At 52.3% G+C, this 18,572-nt stretch carries 19 protein-coding genes; 7 read left to right on the top strand and 12 right to left on the bottom strand.

All coding sequences use genetic code 11. The features are described 5' to 3' along the window. Positions 1 to 11 precede the first annotated feature (11 nt). A complete protein-coding gene (gene cysE / locus ACJY2G_RS23080; RefSeq protein WP_013577600.1) occupies positions 12 to 833 on the top strand; it encodes a serine O-acetyltransferase in 822 nt (273 codons plus the stop codon). Between the two features lie 53 nt (positions 834 to 886). Here cysE and trmL read toward each other — a convergent pair whose 3' ends face one another. The 3 genes from trmL to cpxR are packed head-to-tail and all read right to left on the bottom strand — an operon-like array spanning position 887 to position 3,466. Next, positions 887 to 1,360, bottom strand: coding sequence for a tRNA (uridine(34)/cytosine(34)/5-carboxymethylaminomethyluridine(34)-2'-O)-methyltransferase TrmL (gene trmL, locus ACJY2G_RS23075; RefSeq protein ID WP_112289331.1), 474 nt, complete (start codon positions 1,358 to 1,360; stop codon positions 887 to 889). A 37-nt stretch (positions 1,361 to 1,397) separates the two neighbouring features. After that, the gene (gene cpxA / locus ACJY2G_RS23070) at positions 1,398 to 2,768 is read right to left on the bottom strand and encodes an envelope stress sensor histidine kinase CpxA (protein WP_112289332.1); all 1,371 of its coding nucleotides are present in this window, start codon (positions 2,766 to 2,768) and stop codon (positions 1,398 to 1,400) included. After that, complete coding sequence (gene cpxR, locus ACJY2G_RS23065; RefSeq protein ID WP_013577597.1) at positions 2,765 to 3,466, bottom strand: envelope stress response regulator transcription factor CpxR; 702 nt, start codon at positions 3,464 to 3,466, stop codon at positions 2,765 to 2,767. The genes cpxA and cpxR overlap by 4 nt, the downstream gene beginning before the upstream one ends. A gap of 152 nt (positions 3,467 to 3,618) precedes the next feature. Between cpxR and cpxP the strand changes: the two genes are divergently transcribed. The 3 genes from cpxP to ACJY2G_RS23050 all read left to right on the top strand — a co-directional run bounded on the left by cpxP (position 3,619) and on the right by ACJY2G_RS23050 (position 6,635). Then, positions 3,619 to 4,128, top strand: coding sequence for a cell-envelope stress modulator CpxP (cpxP, locus tag ACJY2G_RS23060; RefSeq protein ID WP_120163796.1), 510 nt, complete (start codon positions 3,619 to 3,621; stop codon positions 4,126 to 4,128). A gap of 347 nt (positions 4,129 to 4,475) precedes the next feature. After that, a complete protein-coding gene (gene pfkA, locus ACJY2G_RS23055) occupies positions 4,476 to 5,462 on the top strand; it encodes a 6-phosphofructokinase (protein WP_112289334.1) in 987 nt (328 codons plus the stop codon). 183 nt (positions 5,463 to 5,645) lie between these two features. After that, on the top strand, positions 5,646 to 6,635 hold the full coding sequence (locus tag ACJY2G_RS23050; protein ID WP_113877622.1) for a sulfate ABC transporter substrate-binding protein: 990 nt from the start codon (positions 5,646 to 5,648) through the stop codon (positions 6,633 to 6,635). 102 nt (positions 6,636 to 6,737) lie between these two features. Here the strand turns inward: ACJY2G_RS23050 and tpiA are convergent, their stop codons facing one another. Together tpiA and ACJY2G_RS23040 are read right to left on the bottom strand one after the other, a co-directional pair. Then, positions 6,738 to 7,505, bottom strand: coding sequence for a triose-phosphate isomerase (gene tpiA / locus ACJY2G_RS23045; protein WP_112289336.1), 768 nt, complete (start codon positions 7,503 to 7,505; stop codon positions 6,738 to 6,740). Positions 7,506 to 7,632: 127 nt separating this feature from the next. Next, positions 7,633 to 8,241 (bottom strand): DUF1454 family protein, encoded by a 609-nt coding sequence (locus ACJY2G_RS23040; RefSeq protein ID WP_430320871.1) that lies wholly within the window; start codon positions 8,239 to 8,241, stop codon positions 7,633 to 7,635. A gap of 158 nt (positions 8,242 to 8,399) precedes the next feature. Here ACJY2G_RS23040 and ACJY2G_RS23035 point away from each other — a divergent pair, with 158 nt between their 5' ends. Then, a complete protein-coding gene (locus tag ACJY2G_RS23035) occupies positions 8,400 to 8,822 on the top strand; it encodes a DUF805 domain-containing protein (protein WP_113877620.1) in 423 nt (140 codons plus the stop codon). A 16-nt stretch (positions 8,823 to 8,838) separates the two neighbouring features. Here ACJY2G_RS23035 and fpr read toward each other — a convergent pair whose 3' ends face one another. Further along, positions 8,839 to 9,585, bottom strand: a complete 747-nt coding sequence (gene fpr, locus ACJY2G_RS23030; protein ID WP_430320870.1) for a ferredoxin--NADP(+) reductase — start codon at positions 9,583 to 9,585, stop codon at positions 8,839 to 8,841. Between the two features lie 309 nt (positions 9,586 to 9,894). On the opposite strand from fpr, the gene emrD reads away from it, so the two are divergent. Then, entirely contained in the window at positions 9,895 to 11,088 is a 1,194-nt protein-coding gene (gene emrD, locus ACJY2G_RS23025) for a multidrug efflux MFS transporter EmrD (RefSeq protein ID WP_430320869.1), read from the top strand. A gap of 64 nt (positions 11,089 to 11,152) precedes the next feature. On the opposite strand, the gene glpX is transcribed toward emrD, so the two are convergent. From glpX to ACJY2G_RS23010, 3 genes are all read right to left on the bottom strand, one after another. Then, a complete protein-coding gene (gene glpX, locus ACJY2G_RS23020) occupies positions 11,153 to 12,163 on the bottom strand; it encodes a class II fructose-bisphosphatase (protein ID WP_113877617.1) in 1,011 nt (336 codons plus the stop codon). Positions 12,164 to 12,303: 140 nt separating this feature from the next. Continuing rightward, positions 12,304 to 13,827, bottom strand: coding sequence for a glycerol kinase GlpK (glpK, locus tag ACJY2G_RS23015; protein WP_112289342.1), 1,524 nt, complete (start codon positions 13,825 to 13,827; stop codon positions 12,304 to 12,306). A gap of 45 nt (positions 13,828 to 13,872) precedes the next feature. After that, positions 13,873 to 14,721, bottom strand: coding sequence for an MIP/aquaporin family protein (locus tag ACJY2G_RS23010; RefSeq protein WP_112289343.1), 849 nt, complete (start codon positions 14,719 to 14,721; stop codon positions 13,873 to 13,875). A gap of 576 nt (positions 14,722 to 15,297) precedes the next feature. Here ACJY2G_RS23010 and zapB point away from each other — a divergent pair. Further along, positions 15,298 to 15,537 carry a septal ring assembly protein ZapB gene (gene zapB, locus ACJY2G_RS23005; RefSeq protein ID WP_013577585.1) on the top strand — a complete coding sequence of 80 codons (240 nt, stop codon included), beginning with the start codon at positions 15,298 to 15,300 and terminating at the stop codon, positions 15,535 to 15,537. A 64-nt stretch (positions 15,538 to 15,601) separates the two neighbouring features. On the opposite strand, the gene rraA is transcribed toward zapB, so the two are convergent. From rraA to hslU, 3 genes are all read right to left on the bottom strand, one after another. After that, positions 15,602 to 16,087 carry a ribonuclease E activity regulator RraA gene (gene rraA, locus ACJY2G_RS23000; protein WP_104923992.1) on the bottom strand — a complete coding sequence of 162 codons (486 nt, stop codon included), beginning with the start codon at positions 16,085 to 16,087 and terminating at the stop codon, positions 15,602 to 15,604. 120 nt (positions 16,088 to 16,207) lie between these two features. After that, positions 16,208 to 17,134, bottom strand: coding sequence for a 1,4-dihydroxy-2-naphthoate polyprenyltransferase (locus ACJY2G_RS22995; RefSeq protein ID WP_113877616.1), 927 nt, complete (start codon positions 17,132 to 17,134; stop codon positions 16,208 to 16,210). A gap of 97 nt (positions 17,135 to 17,231) precedes the next feature. Continuing rightward, positions 17,232 to 18,566 carry an HslU--HslV peptidase ATPase subunit gene (hslU, locus tag ACJY2G_RS22990; protein WP_112289345.1) on the bottom strand — a complete coding sequence of 445 codons (1,335 nt, stop codon included), beginning with the start codon at positions 18,564 to 18,566 and terminating at the stop codon, positions 17,232 to 17,234. Between the last annotated feature and the right edge of the window lie 6 nt (positions 18,567 to 18,572).

The raw sequence follows: 18,572 nt of genomic DNA, 5'->3' as shown, positions 1-18,572 counted from the left end.
AAGGAAAAGTGATGTCGCTAGAAGAATTAGAGCTGGTCTGGAATAACATTAAATCAGAAGCGAGAGCACTGGCTGAGTGTGAACCGATGCTGGCGAGTTTTTTCCATGCGACGTTACTTAAACATGAAACGCTGGGCGGCGCGCTGAGCTACATTCTGGCCAATAAGCTGGGCAATCCGATTATGCCCGCGATGGCTATCCGTGAAGTGGTTGAAGAAGCCTATCGCAACGACGAACAAATGATCTTGTCCGCTGCCCGCGACATTCTGGCTGTGCATCAGCGCGATGCGGCGGTGGATAAATATTCGACTCCGCTGCTCTATCTGAAAGGTTTCCACGCACTTCAGGCTTACCGTATCGGTAACTGGCTGTGGAAGCAGGATCGTAAAGCGTTGGCGATTTATTTCCAGAATCAGATTTCAGTATCTTTCGGCGTAGATATTCATCCGGCAGCGCGCATTGGTTGCGGCATCATGTTTGACCATGCGACCGGAATTGTCATCGGTGAAACGGCTGTCGTTGAGAACGACGTGTCGATTTTGCAATCCGTTACCCTCGGCGGTACCGGTAAAACCTGCGGCGACCGTCACCCTAAAATTCGTGAAGGCGTCATGATTGGTGCCGGTGCGAAAATACTCGGTAATATCGAAGTGGGTGCTGGCGCAAAAATCGGGGCTGGCTCAGTCGTGTTGCAATCCGTTCCTCCGCATACCACCGCTGCAGGCGTACCGGCGCGTATTGTCGGGCGTCCGGAAAGCGAGCGTCCTTCCATGGATATGGATCAGCATTTCAACGGTATTGCGCAGGGTTTTGAATTCGGCGACGGTATCTGACAGGTATGTCCGATGGCATCATTCTGCATGCCATCGTCTTCATTTCCACAACGCTATTCTTTAAGCAATGCGCCCGGATATCCCAGCTGGCGCCAGGCTTCGTACACCACCACTGAAACAGCATTCGACAAGTTCATGCTGCGGCTTTCTGCGAGCATCGGAATACGGATTTTGTGCTGTGCGGGCAGATTATCCAGAATGGATGCTGGCAGACCACGTGTTTCAGGGCCGAACAGCAGGAAATCATTATCCTGATAGCTGACGGCGCTGTGCGCGGGCGTACCTTTGGTCGTCAGTGCAAAAAGACGTTGTGGATTTTCGCTGCTGAGGAACGCGTCATAATTGGCGTGATGCTTAATATGGGCGAATTCATGGTAATCGAGCCCGGCGCGGCGCAGACGTTTATCGTCCCAGCCGAAACCTAAAGGTTCGATGAGGTGAAGCTGACATCCGGTGTTGGCACACAGGCGGATAATATTGCCGGTATTTGGCGGGATTTCTGGTTCAAATAAAACGATGTTAAGCATGCGTCCCCCTGATAGAGGGACGCAGAATAGCAGAAACTTAGCGCTGGTGCAGCGGCAGCCAGATAATCAAACGAAGGCCGCCCAGCGGGCTGTCCTCGGCTCTGACTTTGCCTCTGTGCTGCTGAACCGCAGTATCCACGATAGCCAGCCCAAGGCCGGTACCGCCGGATTCACGGTCACGCGCTTCATCAGTCCGGTAGAACGGACGGAAAATCTGCTCACGATCTTCTTCACTCACGCCAGGACCGTCGTCATCAACGGTGATGGTGATGCCTTCGCTGTCGTGGGCGAAGTTCAGCGCAATGTGATGATGCGAATAACGCAGGGCATTACGCACAATATTTTCCAGTGCGCTGTCGAGTGCCGCAGCGTTGCCGATCAGTTTCCACGGACCAGGCGGTGACGTGACCTCAAGGGTTTTGCCCATCTGTTCGGCTTCAAACTGCGCATCGTCAATCACACCTTCCCACAGTTCATTGGCTTTCAGGGTTTCGCGCGACAGCTCATTTTTGTGCTGGCTGCGGGATAACACCAGTAAGTCATTGATCATACCATCAAGACGTTGCGCTTCATTTTCAATGCGTTGCAGCTCTTTGCCTTCGCCATGGCGACGGCGCATCAGCGCGGTAGCCAGTTGCAGACGCGTCAGCGGGGTACGAAGTTCATGTGAGATATCAGATATCAGCCGTTGTTGCGCCGTCACCATTCGTTCGAGAGCGCTGACCATCTGGTTGAAACTGGCACCGGTCGCAAGGAATTCCTGCGGGCCGGCTTCGAGCTCCGGATGCTGCTTGAGATTGCCGCGTGCAACGTCATCTGCGGCGTTTTTCAACTTACGCGCAGGTTTCGCCAGGCTCCACGCCAGCCAGAGCAACAGCGGGGCGCTGATGAGCATAGTGACGATAAGCAGAAGCAGAGGGCGGTCGAACATCAGGTTGATAAAATCAGACTGAGAACTGCTGGCAGGGCGCATCAGGTAAAGCTGGTAATTGTCTTCACCATCACGAACCGAGAAGGGCCCGACCATTTCCACACGGCCATATTTTTTCTTTTTCGGACGATCTGAGTTATCAGACTGACCGATAAAGTTACGTACAATCTGCATTTCATTGCGCTGAGCGCCAATCACGCGCCCTTCGCTGGTGACCAGCAACAAACGCTGACCCGGCGGAGCCCATTTGTCGATAGCGCGGAACAGTCTGCGCCACCACATCAGATCATTGGCAGGATCGGTCGCCAGCTCAGCTTCGACGTGCTGTTCAATCATCAGGCCCTGCCGTTGTTCGTTATCGAGCAACGGCGTAATCTGGCGTGAATCGAGTTTCGGCACCATCAATACCAGCATTAGCACCAGGGCTAACGTAAACCAGAAAATGGCAAAAATACGTGCCGTAAGGCTGTTTATCATGAAGCAGAAACCATCAGATAACCGCGTCCGCGCAGGGTTTTAAACCACGGATGTCCGTCCTGACGATCGGGCAATTTACGGCGTAAATTAGAGATGTGCATATCAATCGCACGGTCAAACGGTGTCAGGCGTTTACCCAATACTTCCTGGCTCAGATGTTCGCGGGAAACGACCTGTCCGAGATGTTTTGCCAGTAAATACAGCAGGGTAAATTCGGTACCGGTTAGATCCAGCGCTTCGCCATTAAAGCTGGCTTCCTGACGGCCCGGATTCAGCTGCAAGCCATCGACTTCCAGCGTCGGTGAACCGTTGTTCTCATTGGTTTGCTGCTGCTCGCTCCAGTTGGAACGGCGCAACATCGCCCGGATCCGGGCAACCAGTTCGCGGTCATTAAACGGTTTTGGCAGATAGTCATCGGCACCCAGTTCGAGGCCAAGAACACGGTCTAATTCACTGCCGCGAGCGGTTAACATAATCACTGGCGTCTGGTGGCGCTGGCGTAATTCTTTAAGGGTTTCAATGCCGTTTTTCTTCGGCATCATCACGTCAAGTAACAGAAGATCGATGGTATTATCGATTTTCTCTAATGCCTGCTCACCGTCGTAAGCCACCACAACATTAAAGCCTTCCATTTCGAGCAATTCTTTCAAAAGTGAAGTCAGTTCACGGTCGTCATCAACCAACAAAATTTTATTCATTGTATTTACCTCTAGACGCAAAATACGTCATCAATTGCCGCTATTCCATGACTTTACGTACTTTTACAAGCACTGACGCTTGTTTGCAGCAGCAGGTTTAGACTGCTTTTCAATGATTCGCGATGAAGCGATAAAGACTTTAGGAGTATGTGATGTTTAAGGCAGCTTCATTCGGTTTGGCCACGCTTCTGACGCTGAGTTCAGGTGTCGTTTTAGCAGATGGCGCAAAACCAGTGTCGGCGATGCCAGCAGAACATGATAGCACGATGTTGGATAAGCCTCAGGAACGCAACACCATGTTTGATGGTGTAAATCTCACTGAGCAGCAGCGCCAGCAAATGCGTGACCTGATGCACCAGGCTCGTAAAGATCTGCCTCATGTAAATGTAGAACAGATAGAAACGATGCACAGGTTGGTTACCGCCGAAAAGTTTGATCAGGCCGCAGTCCGGGCACAAGCCGAATTAATGGCTCAGGAACAGGTGGATCGTCAGGTCGAAATGGCCCGCATCCGCAACCAGATGTTTAATCTGCTGACGCCTGAGCAAAAAGACGTATTGAACCAGAAACATGAGCAGCGCATGCAACAGATGCGTAAGCAGTTATCTGGATTACAGCCCTCTTCTGCCCAGAAGACGAGTAGTACCAGCACGACCGAGTAAGATCCCTGTTTTTCCTTGCCATAGACACCATCCCTGTCTTCCCCCGCCGAAAGGTGGGGTTTTTTTTGCCTGCAATTTGGGATGGGTTCACAAAAGCGGAAATTAACAAGGTGGAAATCTGCGCGTAACGAACGGGAAATATCTTGTAAAAGCCGTATGAATCAGTAAATTGCGAAGTACAGAGCAGTGTATGCGTATTCTTGCTGACTTGAATCAATTCAGCACCGGTGTTTTGTTATACTATAGGCTCAAACGCTAGTAAGCCCTTTTGGCTGCACAAGAAAAATTCGCCCAACAGGCTGGCTCAAGATTCTTAAGAAATTGCATCTACAAGTTCAGAGGTAGTCATGATCAAAAAAATTGGTGTACTGACAAGTGGTGGCGATGCCCCAGGCATGAATGCTGCGATCCGTGGCGTTGTCCGCTCCGCTTTATCTGCAGATTTAGAAGTCTACGGTATTGAAGATGGCTACCTCGGCATGTACGAAAACCGCATGCGCAAACTGGATCGCTACAGCGTTTCAGACATGATTAACCGCGGCGGTACTTTCCTGGGTTCAGCTCGTTTCCCGGAATTCCGTGACCCGGAAATGCGTAAAGTGGCGCTGCAGAATATGAAAGACCGCGGTATTGATGGCCTGGTGGTTATCGGTGGTGACGGTTCTTATGCAGGTGCAGACTTGCTGACCAAAGAAGGCGGCATCCGTTGTATCGGCCTGCCAGGCACTATCGATAACGATGTTGCCGGTACTGACTACACCATCGGTTTCTTCACGGCGCTGGGCACTGTGGTAGAAGCGATTGACCGTCTGCGTGATACCTCCTCTTCACACCAGCGTATCTCCATCGTTGAAGTGATGGGCCGTTATTGCGGCGACCTGACTCTGGCGGCTGCGATTGCCGGTGGTTGCGAATTTATCGCTATCCCGGAAGTTGAATTCAAACGTGATGATCTGGTTGCTGAAATCAAAGCAGGCATCGCGAAAGGTAAAAAACACGCGATCGTCGCCATCACTGAGAAGTTAGATAACATCGAAGAGCTGGCCAAATACATTGAGAAAGAAACCTGCCGCGAAACGCGTGGCACGGTATTAGGTCACATTCAGCGTGGTGGTGCGCCAGTCGCTTACGACCGCATCTTAGCTTCCCGCATGGGCGCTTATGCTGTTGACCTGCTGCTGGAAGAAGGCCGCGACTATTCTCAGGGCGGTTTCTGTGTCGGCGTAGAAAACGAGAAAATGGTTCACGAGCTGATCTCGGTTTGTATCGCACCAGAGAATAAGAAAAGCAAATTCAAAGAAGACTGGTACGACACTGCGAAAAAACTGTTCTGATACAGTTGATTACGCAATCCAAAGAACCTCCTTTACGGGAGGTTTTTTTTCGCCCGTCTTTTGTTTATTCCAGAAAGTAATAGAAAAAAACCTTTTATTCTTTATACGTTTCATTTTTATCTGGCACGCTCTCCTTAACGAACAAATAAATGAAATCCATAGAAACTATCTCGGGAGAGTACGATGCGTAAATGGGCTGTAGGTTTGGGATTACTGTTGGTGGCAACCGGAGCAATTGCCAAAGATATTCAGATTCTGAACGTGTCATACGATCCAACGCGTGAGTTCTATGAACAATACAACAAAGCGTTCAGCAAATACTGGCAGGCTAAAACTGGCGATACCGTGACCGTGCGTCAGTCACATGGCGGTTCAGGAAAACAGGCCACGTCTGTTATTAACGGCATTGAAGCGGATGTGGTAACACTGGCGCTGGCTTATGACGTTGATGCTATTGCCGAGCGCGGCCGTATCGATAAAAACTGGATCACCCGTCTGCCGGACAACTCTGCACCTTATACGTCCACCATTGTTTTCCTGGTGCGCAAAGGCAATCCGAAACAAATTCACGACTGGAATGATTTGATCAAGCCGGGTGTGTCGGTTATCACGCCGAACCCTAAAACGTCAGGCGGTGCGCGCTGGAACTATCTCGCAGCATGGGGCTATGCACTGCATCACAACAACAATGATAAAGCGAAGGCTCAGGATTTCGTGAAAGCATTGTATAAAAACGTCGAAGTGCTGGATTCCGGCGCGCGTGGCGCAACCAATACTTTCGTTGAGCGCGGTATCGGTGATGTGCTGATTGCGTGGGAAAACGAAGCGTTGCTGGCGACCAAAGAAGTCGGTAAAGATAAGTTTGAAATCGTGACGCCAAGCGAATCTATTCTGGCTGAGCCAACGGTTTCTGTGGTCGATAAAGTGGTGGATAAACGTGATACCCGCACTGTGGCGGATGCTTATCTGAAGTATCTGTATTCACCGGAAGGCCAGACTATCGCGGCAGAAAACTATTACCGCCCTCGTGATCCGCAAGTCGAAAAGAAATTCGCTTCTGAATTCCCGAAACTGAAACTGTTCACCATTGATCAGGTTGCAGGTACCTGGGCACAGGCGCAGAAAGACCATTTCGCGACAGACGGTATTTTTGATCAGATCTCTAAGCGTTAATGACGTTTTACAGACAGGTCTTTCGCAAATAACTCTCTTTGCAACCAAAAAAGAAAACCCCGGCATGCCGGGGTTTTTTTTGCGCAGAAGAAAAAAACAGGCTTACGCTTGTTTAGCTTCTGCAGCCGCTTTCACGATCACTGCGAAAGCATCCGCTTTCAGTGATGCGCCGCCAACCAGTGCGCCATCGATGTCTGGCTGGGTGAACAGCTCAGCAGCGTTAGCCGCGTTAACGGAACCGCCGTACTGGATGATCACTTGTTCAGCAACCGCAGCATCTTGTTTCGCGATGTGGTCACGGATGAATTTGTGAACAGCCTGAGCTTGCGCAGGAGTTGCAGATTTACCGGTACCGATCGCCCAAACTGGTTCGTAAGCGATAACAGCGCCTTCGAATGCTTTCGCGCCCAGAGTGTTCAGAACCGCATCCAGTTGCTTAGCGCAAACGGCTTCAGTTTTGCCTGCTTCGTTTTCTGCTTCGGTTTCACCGATGCACAGAACAGGGATCAGACCCGCTTCTTTCAGCACGCCGAATTTCTTCGCGATGAACTCGTCGCTTTCTTTGTGGTAAGTGCGGCGTTCTGAGTGACCGATGATGATGTATTGCGCACCGATGTCTTTCAGCATGTCGGCAGAGATTTCACCGGTGAATGCGCCGGACAGGTTAGCATCAACGTTCTGAGCACCCAGCGCGATACGGCTGCCAGCCAGAGCGTGTTTAGCCTGTGACAGGTAAACTTCTGGTGGAGCAATCGCAACGCCACAACCTACTACTGTGCTCAGTTCAGTACGCAGAGCAGCAATCAGTTCGTTAACCATGTGGGTGCTGCCGTTAAGCTTCCAGTTACCCATCACTAATGGATGTCGCATGTTTTTTCCTCCAAAAGGGGACGCGAGTGTCGATTAAAATTTCTGCCAAATAAGCAGATTACCTGTGCAACAGTATAGAGATCATTGGACGTAAAGGCTTTGCTTTTTGTCATTAAAAGCCGTCATCTCACGGCTCAGCCAGCGCAAGCTTGACCGGCTCCACGGCGAATGTCAGACCTTTTTCGCCATTGTCTGAAATCACAAAACGCACCGCGCCTACTTCCTGCTTATAAAACTGCTGACCTTTACCTTTCTCAACCATGGACGTCACTTTCGCCACGCTTTGTGGTGCAGAAAGTGTGGCGTCAAACTGACGCATCAGGTTTGCCATGTAGCTGATCGCCAGCGCGCGCGCGGCTTTCTCTTCGGCACCCTGAATCGGCAAATAGGTAATTTGCAGCGTTTTGATTTTGCCGGTGCCTTTTTCCAGCGCCGTCGAGGCGTAAAGATTTTCGTTAATCTTGCTGGCGGCCCGGGTCAGGGAACTGTTCGGCGATTTATCGCTGATAGAACGAAACTCGCCGATCTGCTGGGTCGGATTGGCTTCATTGTATTTGGCGCGGAAATTGATCAGTGTCGTTTCAAACGTCGGTGCGCCAGCCAGCAGGTAAGGAGCTTTGGGCATTTCTTCCGCGCCTGAGTGATCGGCCGGCGGGTCGGCAAGCGCGACATTCTGGCAAGCCAGTATCAACAGCGCGGGCAGCGCCAGACGTAATAAAGATTGAGCAACAGTCATAGGGCATTTCTTATTTTGTTTCAACAGACCGATTAAAGCGGGGAACGGGGGGTAATGTCAAAAGGAGAGCGTAAAGATTCTCGCGGCCGCTGCCTGTGGGTTACACTCCGCTTGATTTAACAATTTACTCCCATTGGACTTTACGGAACGGACTGTCAATGACGTTACAGCATGCACTGTTTTCTTTTAACGGCCGCCTGGGTCGCCGCGATTTCTGGCTCTGGATGGTCAGCTGGCTGATTCTGATGGTGGCTGATTTCTTTTTTGCCGCACAGGAATGGATTACCTATCAGACCGCCGGTTTTGCGCTGGTCGTATTACTGTGGCCGACCGCGGCGGTGCTGGTGAAAAGATTGCATGATCGCAATAAATCCGCCTGGTGGGCATTGCTGTTTGTGCTGGCGTGGATGCTGGTGGCCGGAAACTGGGCAGCGGCAATGCCGCAAACCTGGAGCTGGGTGTTAGGCCGTCTGGCGCCATCCGTGATTTTCATCATGCTGATTATCGACTGCGGCGCGTTTGTCGGTACGCCGGGCACAAATCGTTTTGGCCCGGAACCGGATGACGTTAAATTCCGCTAGTTTTGCAGGAACAGGCTTACCAGTAATGCTCGCTGGTCATGTGGCCCGGCTTGCGTTTGAGATGCTTGCGCATACCCCGCGTGTCTTTCAGGACTTGCTGGGTATCGCGCACCATTTGCGGGTTTCCGCACAGCATCACATGGCTGTCTTCTGCCAGCATCTTCAGGCCGACAGCGCTTTCCAGCGTGCCGTTTTCAATCAGCGCCGGTACGCGACCGCTCAGCGAACCGGCAATCTCTTCGCGGCTGACCACGGTCTGAACGTGTAATTTACCTTCATAGCGACGCTGAAGCTGTTGCATCAGTGGCAGGTAACTCAGGTCAGCCGCGAAGCGTGCAGCGTGAACCAGAACAATATTTTTGAACCGCTCCAGCCCGAGCCCTTCCTGCAAAATCGACAGATACGGCCCGATTGCCGTGCCGGTTGCCAGCATCCACAACGTGTCGCATTCCGGCACTTCTTCGATGACGAAAAAACCTGCGGCTTCTTTGGTGATATTAATTTCGTCACCCGGCTGCATCACGTGCAGGCGCGGGCTGAGCTTTCCTTCCGGCACATTGACCAGATAGAACTCCAGTTCGTTGCTGGAGGGCGGATTCACATACGAATAGGCACGCTGAACGCGTTCGCCATCGATATCCAGAGAGAGTTTGGCGAACTGACCTGCGGTAAAAGGATCGACCGGTGCATTGACCGTGATGCTGAACAAATTGTCTGTCCAGTGCTCAACTTTTTTGACTTTTCCCGTCACCCAATCAGCCATAAAAACTCCCGTTGTTCCTGATTTATTCATGAATACCGAAATTGAGGCCTGATTTTATTTCAAATTTTTCGGATCCCTTATCGGTTAAATGTTATCAGCCTGATCAGCTCTGGTTAGCCAGTATCGATTTTCGTACACCCAGCGTTACACCGCTGGCTTATCCTGCTGCCAGTCTGCAGACGGGATAGTTCACTGCGATACTCGCTTATTCATCTTAATTTGTTAACTTATGCGCCGCCGCCCGTGCGGCCGGTTTTACTGGTTATTTGTTCTGCACTTTTCCATCACTGTCTGATAATGAACTGAAAAATGAAAAAACTGGAAAACATTCACCTGCTTGTAATGCTGATTTTGCTGGTCGCTGTTGGCCAGATGGCGCAAACCATTTATGTGCCGAATATCGCGGATATGGCAACCAGTCTGGCGGTGAAACCCGGCGCCGTGCAGCGTGTGATGGCGGCCTATCTGCTGACGTACGGCGGTTCACAACTGATTTACGGACCGCTCTCCGATAACATCGGGCGCAGACCGGTGATCCTGACAGGTCTGATGATTTTCCTGATGGGCGCGGCGGGCGCAATGATGTCGACCAGTCTGAATATGCTGATCCTGGCCAGTGCGGTTCAGGGGCTGGGTACCGGCGTGGCGGGCGTGATGGCGCGCACTATGCCGCGTGATTTGTACAGCGGCGGCGCATTGCGTCATGCCAACAGCCTGCTGAACATGGGAATTCTGGTGAGTCCGCTGCTGGCGCCGGTCATCGGCGGGGCTTTGTCTGCGTGGCTGGGCTGGCGTGCAAGCTTTGGTTTTCTGCTGATCCTGTGCGCGGGCGTGGCGTTTTCTATGTACCGCTGGCTGCCGGAAACCCGTCCGGAATTCACGGCTGATAATCCGCCGCGTAAAATGCTCGCCAGCCTGCGTTTACTCCTGGCCGACGCCAATTTCAGCCGCTATCTGGTAATGCTGGTGGGTGCGCTGGCCGGTGTGGCGGTCTTCGAAGCCAGTTGTGGCGTGCTGATGGGCGGTGTTCTCGGACTGAGCGGCGTGATGGTCAGCATCCTGTTTATCCTGCCGATCCCCGCGGCATTCTTTGGTGCCTGGTATGCCGGGCGTACCGAAAAAAGTTTCCAGCAGCTGATGTGGCATTCGGTCATCAGTTGTCTGCTGGCCGGGCTGGCGATGTGGATCCCGGGCTGGCTGGGCATCATGAATATCTGGACGCTGATCGTTCCCGCTTCTCTGTTCTTCTTCGGCGCTGGGATGTTGTTCCCACTGGCAACTACCGGTGCAATGGAGCCTTTTCCGTATCTGGCGGGTGCGGCGGGTGCGCTGGTGGGTGGCCTGCAAAATATGGGCTCAGGGCTGGTGGCGTGGATGTCCGCGATGTTGCCGCAAACCGGTCAGTTCAGTCTGGGCTTGCTGATGTTTGCGATGGCGGTGCTGATCTTGCTGTGCTGGTGGCCAATGTCCAACCGGCAGCAGGAGCAGGGCCACACGGTCTGATACTGTTTCCGGCGCATAAAAAAAGCAGAGCCTGAGCTCTGCTTTTTGTCTTTAAGGCATCCGGTCAGATAATAAATTCGTGCAACGCGGCGTCTTTACGGTCGAGATAATGCGTCGAGCGTATACGACGGATGGTGCGGGATTTACCGCGGATCAGCAGCGTTTCGGTGGTCGCCATATTCCCCGTGCGGCTGATGCCTTCCAGCAAATCGCCTTTGGTAATGCCGGTCGCGGAGAAAATCACGTTATCGTTGCGCGCCATATCATCAAGCAGCAGCACTTTACCGGCTTCAATCCCCATCGCCTGGCAACGCGCCAGCTCATCTTCGCCCATGCGGCGATTTTCCGGTGTATCGCCTTTCACGTGATGACGTGCCAGTAAACGGCCTTGCATATCACCATCCAGCGCGCGGATCACTGCAGCGGAAATCACCCCTTCAGGTGCGCCGCCGATGCCGTACAACACGTCCACTTCGCTTTCCGGCATACAGGTCAGAATAGTTGCCGCCACGTCACCGTCCGGGAATGCGAACACACGCACGCCGGAGGCCAGCATTTCACGGATAGCGTCGTCATGGCGTGGTTTCGCCAAAACAGCCACAGTCAGTTCTGTCAGGGGTTTATCCAGCGCTCTGGCGACATTTGCCAGATTCTCAGCCAGCGTCAGGTTCAGATCGATAGCGCCTTTGGCACCCGGCCCGACGGCGATTTTTTCCATGTACATGTCCGGCGCATTGAGGAAAGACCCTTTGTCGCCGACGGCCAGAACGGCCAGTGCGTTGGATTGTCCCATTGCAGTCATGCGCGTACCCTCAATCGGATCGACCGCGATATCCACCGCATCGCCATTCCCGGTACCGACCTTTTCACCGATATACAGCATCGGCGCTTCATCAATTTCCCCTTCGCCAATGACGATAGTGCCGTCGATATCGACTTTGTTGAGCATGATGCGCATGGACTGAACGGCAGCGTTGTCGGCGAGGTTTTTATCACCCCGGCCCAGCCATTTATAACCGGCGAGCGCGGCAGCTTCGGTCACGCGGGAGAACTCGATTGCTAATTCACGTTTCATTGGAAAGCCTGTAGAAAGAAAAAAAGAGGTCGGTGAGGCAGGGCTCATCTGTGGAGCGATTTTAGCACAACGGGGAATCGGCATAAAAAAACTCCCCGTGCGGGGAGTTTCAGAAAGGTGTTGGCGATAATATCCGGCGATTACTCGTCGTGATCTTCCCACGAGCGAACGCGTGCCACCGCTTTTTGCCAGCCTTTATAGCGGACATTACGTTCCGTCGTTTCAATGCTTGGGCGGAATTCACGTTCGATAGTGGCTTTGCTGCGCACTTCTTCCAGATCGTTCCAGAAGCCGACGGCCAGACCTGCGAGGAAAGCAGAACCCAGCGCGGTGACTTCCAGCACTTCCGGACGCTCAACGCGGGTGCCCAGAATGTCTGACTGGAATTGCATCAGGAAGTTGTTGGCAACCGCGCCGCCGTCCACACGCAGCGCCTGCAGACGTGTGCCTGAGTCAGCCTGCATCGCATCCAGCACGTCGCGGGTCTGGTAAGCGATAGATTCCAGTGTTGCACGGATGATGTGGTTGCTGTTGGCGCCACGGCTCAGACCGAAAATGGCGCCACGGGCATACGGGTCCCAGTAAGGCGCACCGAGTCCGGTGAAAGCCGGTACCACGTAAACGCCGTTGGTGTCTTTCACTTTAGAGGCGAAGTATTCGGAGTCTGTTGCGTCGCTGATCAGTTTCAGTTCGTCGCGCAGCCACTGAATCGAAGCCCCGCCAACAAACACCGCGCCTTCCAGTGCGTAGTTCACTTCGCCGCGCGGACCGCAGGCGATGGTGGTCAGCAGACCGTTTTTAGACGCGACCGCTTCAGTACCGGTGTTCATCAGCAGGAAGCAGCCGGTGCCGTAAGTATTTTTAGCCATACCCGGTTGTACGCAAAGCTGGCCATAAAGCGCTGCCTGCTGGTCACCTGCTATACCGGCGATAGGAATACGCGTACCGCCTTTACCACCAATGTTGGTCTGGCCGTAAATCTCAGAAGAAGGACGCACTTCCGGCAGCATTTCACGCGGAATATCCAGCGCTTCCAGCATACGGTCATCCCACTTCAGGTCGTGGATGTTGAACAGCATGGTACGTGAGGCGTTAGTGTAATCCGTTACGTGAACGCGTCCCTGAGTCATTTTCCAGACTAACCAGGTGTCAACGGTGCCGAACAGCAGTTCGCCACGTTTAGCACGCTCGCGGGAGCCTTCAACGTGATCGAGGATCCATTTCAGTTTGGTGCCGGAGAAATACGGGTCAACCACCAGGCCGGTGTTATGACGGATGTACTCTTCCATGCCATCTTTTTTCAGCTTTTCACAGATGTCAGCAGTACGGCGGCATTGCCACACAATCGCGTTATAGATTGGCTTGCCGGTTTCTTTTTCCCACACGATGGTGGTTTCACGCTGGTTGGTGATACCGATACCGGCGATCTGATCAGAGTTGATGTCGGCTTTCGCCAGCACTTCCACCAGCACCGAGCTTTGCGAAGACCAGATTTCCATCGGGTCATGCTCAACCCAGCCAGATTTAGGGTATATCTGGGTGAATTCGCGCTGTGAAACGCTGACGATGTTGGCATCGTGATCCAGAACCACGGCGCGTGAACTGGTCGTACCCTGGTCGAGTGCGACAATGTATTTTTTTTCGTGAGTCGTATCTGCTGACATAATGTTCATCCTGCGAATAAGTAAGCTGTGGAACAGTTTAGCCGATCAGGCCTTACGCTGTTTGGTTGGCTGCGGTGCTTTATCTTCAACCGGCACATTAATCTGATGTGGCAAATGACGACTAATCAACGCTTTATAACCGGCGGCACCCAGGGCAGCACCCACCAGCGGACCGAAAATAGGCACCAGGAAATAAGGGATATCGCGGGCACCGGTAAAGGCGACTTTGCCCCAGCCAGCGAAGTAGGCGAAAAGTTTAGGACCGAAGTCACGCGCAGGGTTCAGGGCGAATCCGGTCAGTGGCCCCATTGATGCGCCGATAACTGCAATCAGAATACCGATCAGCAGCGGTGCCAGCGGGCCACGCGGCAGGCCGTTACCGTCGTCAGTCAGGCCGAGGATCAGCGCCATCAGAACTGCAGTAATCACGGTTTCAACGAAGAATGCCTGTAATACGCTGATGTGCGGGTTTGGATAGGTCGAGAAGATACCGGCCAGATCCAGACTTTCGACACTGCCGCGCACCATGTTGTGGCTTTGCTCGAAATCGAAGAACAGATTGTAATAAAGGCCGTAGACCAGTGCGGCGGCACAGAAGGCGCCTGCAACCTGTGCGATGATGTAAGGCAGAACTTTGCGTCCTTCAAAGTTCGCGAACAAACATAAGGCGACGGTTACAGCCGGGTTCAGGTGTGCGCCTGAAATCGCGGCAGTCAGGTAGATGGCCATTGCCACACCAAATCCCCAGACGATACTGATTTCCCACTGGCCAAAGGATGCTCCGGCAAGTTTCAGCGCAGCAACACAGCCCGCACCGAAGAAAATGATAAGCCCGGTACCCAGAAACTCAGCGATGCACTGACCTTTTAATGTGGAACTCATGGTTTGGCTCATAGTTTGATCCTGCTAAGGATGATGTTAATGGTTAGTTATAATTTTTCTGTCGTGCGTACGTGAACGTAATCGGATTTTGACGTTCATCATTAAATGAGAACGTAATGTGAATTTATCGTTAACGAGCATAAACGAGAAATAGCGAAATCAAATTTTGTGTGTCGTGTCATAAAAATGAGCGATTTCGCGTATTGGCTTAACTTGATGTAGAGCAAAAAGCACAGGGTTTAACATTTTATACGGGCGTTTGAGCCAAACGAACACCCCGCCGCATGGCACTACGGCGGCTAAGGTTATTCGGTATTAAGGACGATTTCTGGTAAGAGGCACCGCTTTTTAAGCATTTCCTGATACCCGGCACTGTTAAATTGCAACAGACTGCGTGGATAAAGGGGTTCTGGGTAGACAGGGCAAAGCTGGCTACATACAATCACCCGTTAAGACACCCGACGTTTATACGAAATTTTGAATTGAATTCGTTATGAAAATCGACGGAGTGCAGGAATTTTTGAGCCGTGTCCGGACGATGCGGCAGAACATAAGATGTGCGCCTTGCGAACATAAGGGGACCGAAAAATGTCATTTGAAGTATTTGAGAAATTAGAAGCTAAAGTTCAGCAAGCGATTGATACCATCACTCTGTTGCAGATGGAAATCGAAGAACTGAAAGAGCAGAACAATACCTTGTCTCAGGAAGTTCAGCAGGCCAGCGGCAATCACGAGTCTCTGGTGCGTGAAAACGCGCAGCTGAAAGAAGAACAACACGTCTGGCAGGATCGTCTGCGTGCACTGTTGGGAAAAATGGAAGAAGTCTGAGTACTTCCGCCATTCAATGAAAAAGGACGCCTCGGCGTCCTTTTTTGTGGCTGAAAACAGCGGTTTACTCAATATCGAGCGGATCTTCTGACAACACGATGCCGGTATTGTCGGCATACAGATGATCGCCGGAGAAGAAGGTGACGCCGCCAAAATTGACACGAATGTCGCTTTCGCCGATCCCTTCACTGCCTGCGCCCGCAGGAATGGCTGCCATCGCCTGAATGCCGATGTCGAGCTCTTCCAGATCGTCTACCTGACGGACAGCACCGTAAATCACAATGCCTTCCCATTCGTTTTGCAATGCCTGGCGTGCCAGTCCGGCATCCAGCAATGCGCGACGAACAGAGCCGCCGCCATCGACCACTAACACGCGGCCACGGCCATTTTCTTCCAGCAGGTCATAAAGCAAGCCATTATCTTCAAAGCATTTCACTGTCGTGATTTGCCCGCCAAATGAAGTACGGCCGCCAAAGTTGGAGAACAGGGGTTCGACGACATTCACTTCTTCATGGTAGATGTCGCAAAGTTCGGAAGTATCGTATTTCATAGGATTTCATCTGGTTGCTGCATGAGTGTTCAGTATATCCCTTTCCGGCAGATGTTGGCAAAATCATCAATTGTTAAATGTGAAAAGCAGCCCGATAAACGCACATCAGGCCAACTTTACTCAGTTCAGCAACAGACCCATTGCAAACAAGACGTTAGTCAGTAACGCCGCTTTTACCATATGTTCCAGAAGGGGACGTACTTCGGTGGATGTTTTAGCGCGCATCACACGCAGGACGTGTTTTGCCAGCATCGGAATCGCCAGAATAAACAACCAGCCAGTCCAGTGATGCAGATGCACGGCGGAGAATATCGCCAGACACACGACAGCGGCCGTCAAAATGGTTGCATGATAGCGGCGGGCATTGACCGGGCCGAGACGTACAGCCAGCGTGTTCTTGCCATTCGCACTGTCGGTTTCGATATCGCGCAAATTATTGATATTGAGCACCGCGGTCGAGAGCAAACCGGTCGCCGTCGCCGGTAACATCACGATCCAGTCGAAATAACCCGCCTGCAAATAGAATGTGCCCGCGACGCTTATCCAGCCGAAGAAAATCAGCACGGAAATATCACCCAGTCCCATGTAACCGTAAGGGCGCGTGCCGACGGTATAGGTGATGGCGGCGCCAATCGAGAGCAGACCGAGGATCAGAAAACCTACCACGTCGCTCGGTTTGTGGCAGGCAACGGCAATCAGTGCAATCCCGCAAACGATGGTCAGCGCAATAGTCAGCATGATGGCGCGCTTCATTTGTGCGGCCGTAATCAGGCCTTTTTGCATACCGCGCAATGGCCCGACGCGATCGGGGGTATCGCTGCCTTTTTCGGCGTCGCCATAGTCATTTGCCAGATTCGACAAAATTTGCAGACATCCGGCAGTCAGAAGTGCCAGAAGCGCGATAAGCGGATGGAAAACGCCTTGCAGGCTGGCAATGGCAGACCCCATGACGATAGAGGCAAAAGCCAGGGGCAACGTTTTTGGACGCAGGCTTTCCAGCCACGCGCGGGCAGGCGTTGTCGGGGTGCAGGGAGTCATTGTGCTCATAGGTGATTTCGCTCAGGTGAAGAATCAGTCCGAAATCTAAAAAAAATCAGGGAGGCAAACGCCTCCCTGAAGATCACTTTCGGAACGTATGAGCAAATTATAAGATAAAACGGCTCAGATCTTCATCAGCTACCAGCTGGTCAAGGTGGCTTCTAACATAATCTGCATCAATGTTTATAGAGATTCCGTTACTTTCACTCGCGTCATAGGAGATATCCTCCATCAAACGCTCCAGAACGGTATGCAGACGACGTGCACCAATGTTCTCGGTGGTTTCGTTCACCTGCCATGCTGCTTCGGCAATACGACGGATACCGTCAGCCGTGAAATCAATGGTCACGCCTTCGGTCGCCATCAATGCTTTGTACTGATGAGTCAGCGAAGCACTCGGCTCGGTCAGGATGCGCTCGAAGTCTTCAGTCGACAGCGCCTGCAGTTCCACACGGATTGGCAGACGGCCCTGCAATTCAGGGATCAGGTCTGACGGGCTGGCAGTCTGGAAAGCACCGGAGGCGATAAACAGGATGTGATCCGTTTTCACCATGCCGTGCTTGGTCGAAACCGTGCAGCCTTCTACCAGTGGCAGCAGGTCGCGCTGAACACCTTCACGGGAAACGTCAGGACCGGAGCTTTGGCCGCCGCGTTTACAGATTTTATCGATCTCATCGATGAACACGATACCGTGCTGTTCAACGGCTTCGATTGCCTGTTCTTTCAGCTCTTCCGGGTTCACCAGTTTTGCTGCTTCTTCTTCAATCAGCAGCTTATACGCTTCTTTGATTTTCAGTTTGCGCGGTTTCTGTTTCTGAGCACCCATGCTCTGGAACATCGACTGGAGCTGATTAGTCATTTCTTCCATGCCCGGAGGGGACATGATTTCAACGCCCATCGGACCGGATGCCAGACTGATTTCGATTTCTTTATCGTCGAGCTGGCCTTCACGCAGTTTCTTGCGGAAGTTCTGGCGTGCAGCAGAAGGTTCCTGCGCTTCGTCGGCCTGTCCCCAGTTATTTTTCGCTGGCGGGATCAGCACGTCGAGAATGCGCTCTTCAGCCATTTCTTCGGCGCGATAACGGTTTTTCTCGATCGATTGCAGGCGCACCATTTTCACGGCGGAATCGGTCAGATCGCGGATAATAGAGTCTACTTCTTTACCGACATAACCCACTTCGGTGAATTTGGTCGCTTCAACTTTGATGAACGGCGCATTAGCCAGTTTGGCCAGGCGACGCGCGATTTCGGTTTTACCGACACCGGTCGGGCCGATCATCAGAATATTTTTCGGGGTGACTTCGTGGCGCAGCGCTTCATCAAGCTGCATACGGCGCCAGCGGTTACGCAAAGCAATGGCCACGGCGCGTTTCGCTTTATCCTGGCCAATGATGTAGCTGTCTAACTCGCTGACAATCTCGCGCGGGGTCATCTCAGACATAATTTT

The sequence above is a fragment of the Rahnella sp. ATs2 genome, from assembly GCF_051851855.1.
GTDB lineage: Bacteria > Pseudomonadota > Gammaproteobacteria > Enterobacterales > Enterobacteriaceae > Rahnella > Rahnella variigena.
This window is presented reverse-complemented; position numbering and strand designations above follow the sequence as displayed.

What these genes read in the sequence shown, in the direction of transcription:
- ACJY2G_RS22995 (WP_113877616.1), bottom strand. Translation starts at nt 17,134, where the DNA reads ATGAGCACAATGACTCCCTGCACCCCGACAACGCCTGCCCGCGCGTGG.
- fpr (WP_430320870.1), bottom strand. Translation starts at nt 9,585, where the DNA reads ATGGCTGATTGGGTGACGGGAAAAGTCAAAAAAGTTGAGCACTGGACA.
- emrD (WP_430320869.1), top strand. Translation starts at nt 9,895, where the DNA reads ATGAAAAAACTGGAAAACATTCACCTGCTTGTAATGCTGATTTTGCTG.
- cpxP (WP_120163796.1), top strand. Translation starts at nt 3,619, where the DNA reads ATGTTTAAGGCAGCTTCATTCGGTTTGGCCACGCTTCTGACGCTGAGT.
- glpK (WP_112289342.1), bottom strand. Translation starts at nt 13,827, where the DNA reads ATGTCAGCAGATACGACTCACGAAAAAAAATACATTGTCGCACTCGAC.
- hslU (WP_112289345.1), bottom strand. Translation starts at nt 18,566, where the DNA reads ATGTCTGAGATGACCCCGCGCGAGATTGTCAGCGAGTTAGACAGCTAC.
- pfkA (WP_112289334.1), top strand. Translation starts at nt 4,476, where the DNA reads ATGATCAAAAAAATTGGTGTACTGACAAGTGGTGGCGATGCCCCAGGC.
- tpiA (WP_112289336.1), bottom strand. Translation starts at nt 7,505, where the DNA reads ATGCGACATCCATTAGTGATGGGTAACTGGAAGCTTAACGGCAGCACC.
- trmL (WP_112289331.1), bottom strand. Translation starts at nt 1,360, where the DNA reads ATGCTTAACATCGTTTTATTTGAACCAGAAATCCCGCCAAATACCGGC.
- glpX (WP_113877617.1), bottom strand. Translation starts at nt 12,163, where the DNA reads ATGAAACGTGAATTAGCAATCGAGTTCTCCCGCGTGACCGAAGCTGCC.
- ACJY2G_RS23035 (WP_113877620.1), top strand. Translation starts at nt 8,400, where the DNA reads ATGACGTTACAGCATGCACTGTTTTCTTTTAACGGCCGCCTGGGTCGC.
- ACJY2G_RS23050 (WP_113877622.1), top strand. Translation starts at nt 5,646, where the DNA reads ATGCGTAAATGGGCTGTAGGTTTGGGATTACTGTTGGTGGCAACCGGA.
- cysE (WP_013577600.1), top strand. Translation starts at nt 12, where the DNA reads ATGTCGCTAGAAGAATTAGAGCTGGTCTGGAATAACATTAAATCAGAA.
- rraA (WP_104923992.1), bottom strand. Translation starts at nt 16,087, where the DNA reads ATGAAATACGATACTTCCGAACTTTGCGACATCTACCATGAAGAAGTG.
- ACJY2G_RS23040 (WP_430320871.1), bottom strand. Translation starts at nt 8,241, where the DNA reads ATGACTGTTGCTCAATCTTTATTACGTCTGGCGCTGCCCGCGCTGTTG.
- zapB (WP_013577585.1), top strand. Translation starts at nt 15,298, where the DNA reads ATGTCATTTGAAGTATTTGAGAAATTAGAAGCTAAAGTTCAGCAAGCG.
- cpxA (WP_112289332.1), bottom strand. Translation starts at nt 2,768, where the DNA reads ATGATAAACAGCCTTACGGCACGTATTTTTGCCATTTTCTGGTTTACG.
- ACJY2G_RS23010 (WP_112289343.1), bottom strand. Translation starts at nt 14,721, where the DNA reads ATGAGCCAAACCATGAGTTCCACATTAAAAGGTCAGTGCATCGCTGAG.
- cpxR (WP_013577597.1), bottom strand. Translation starts at nt 3,466, where the DNA reads ATGAATAAAATTTTGTTGGTTGATGACGACCGTGAACTGACTTCACTT.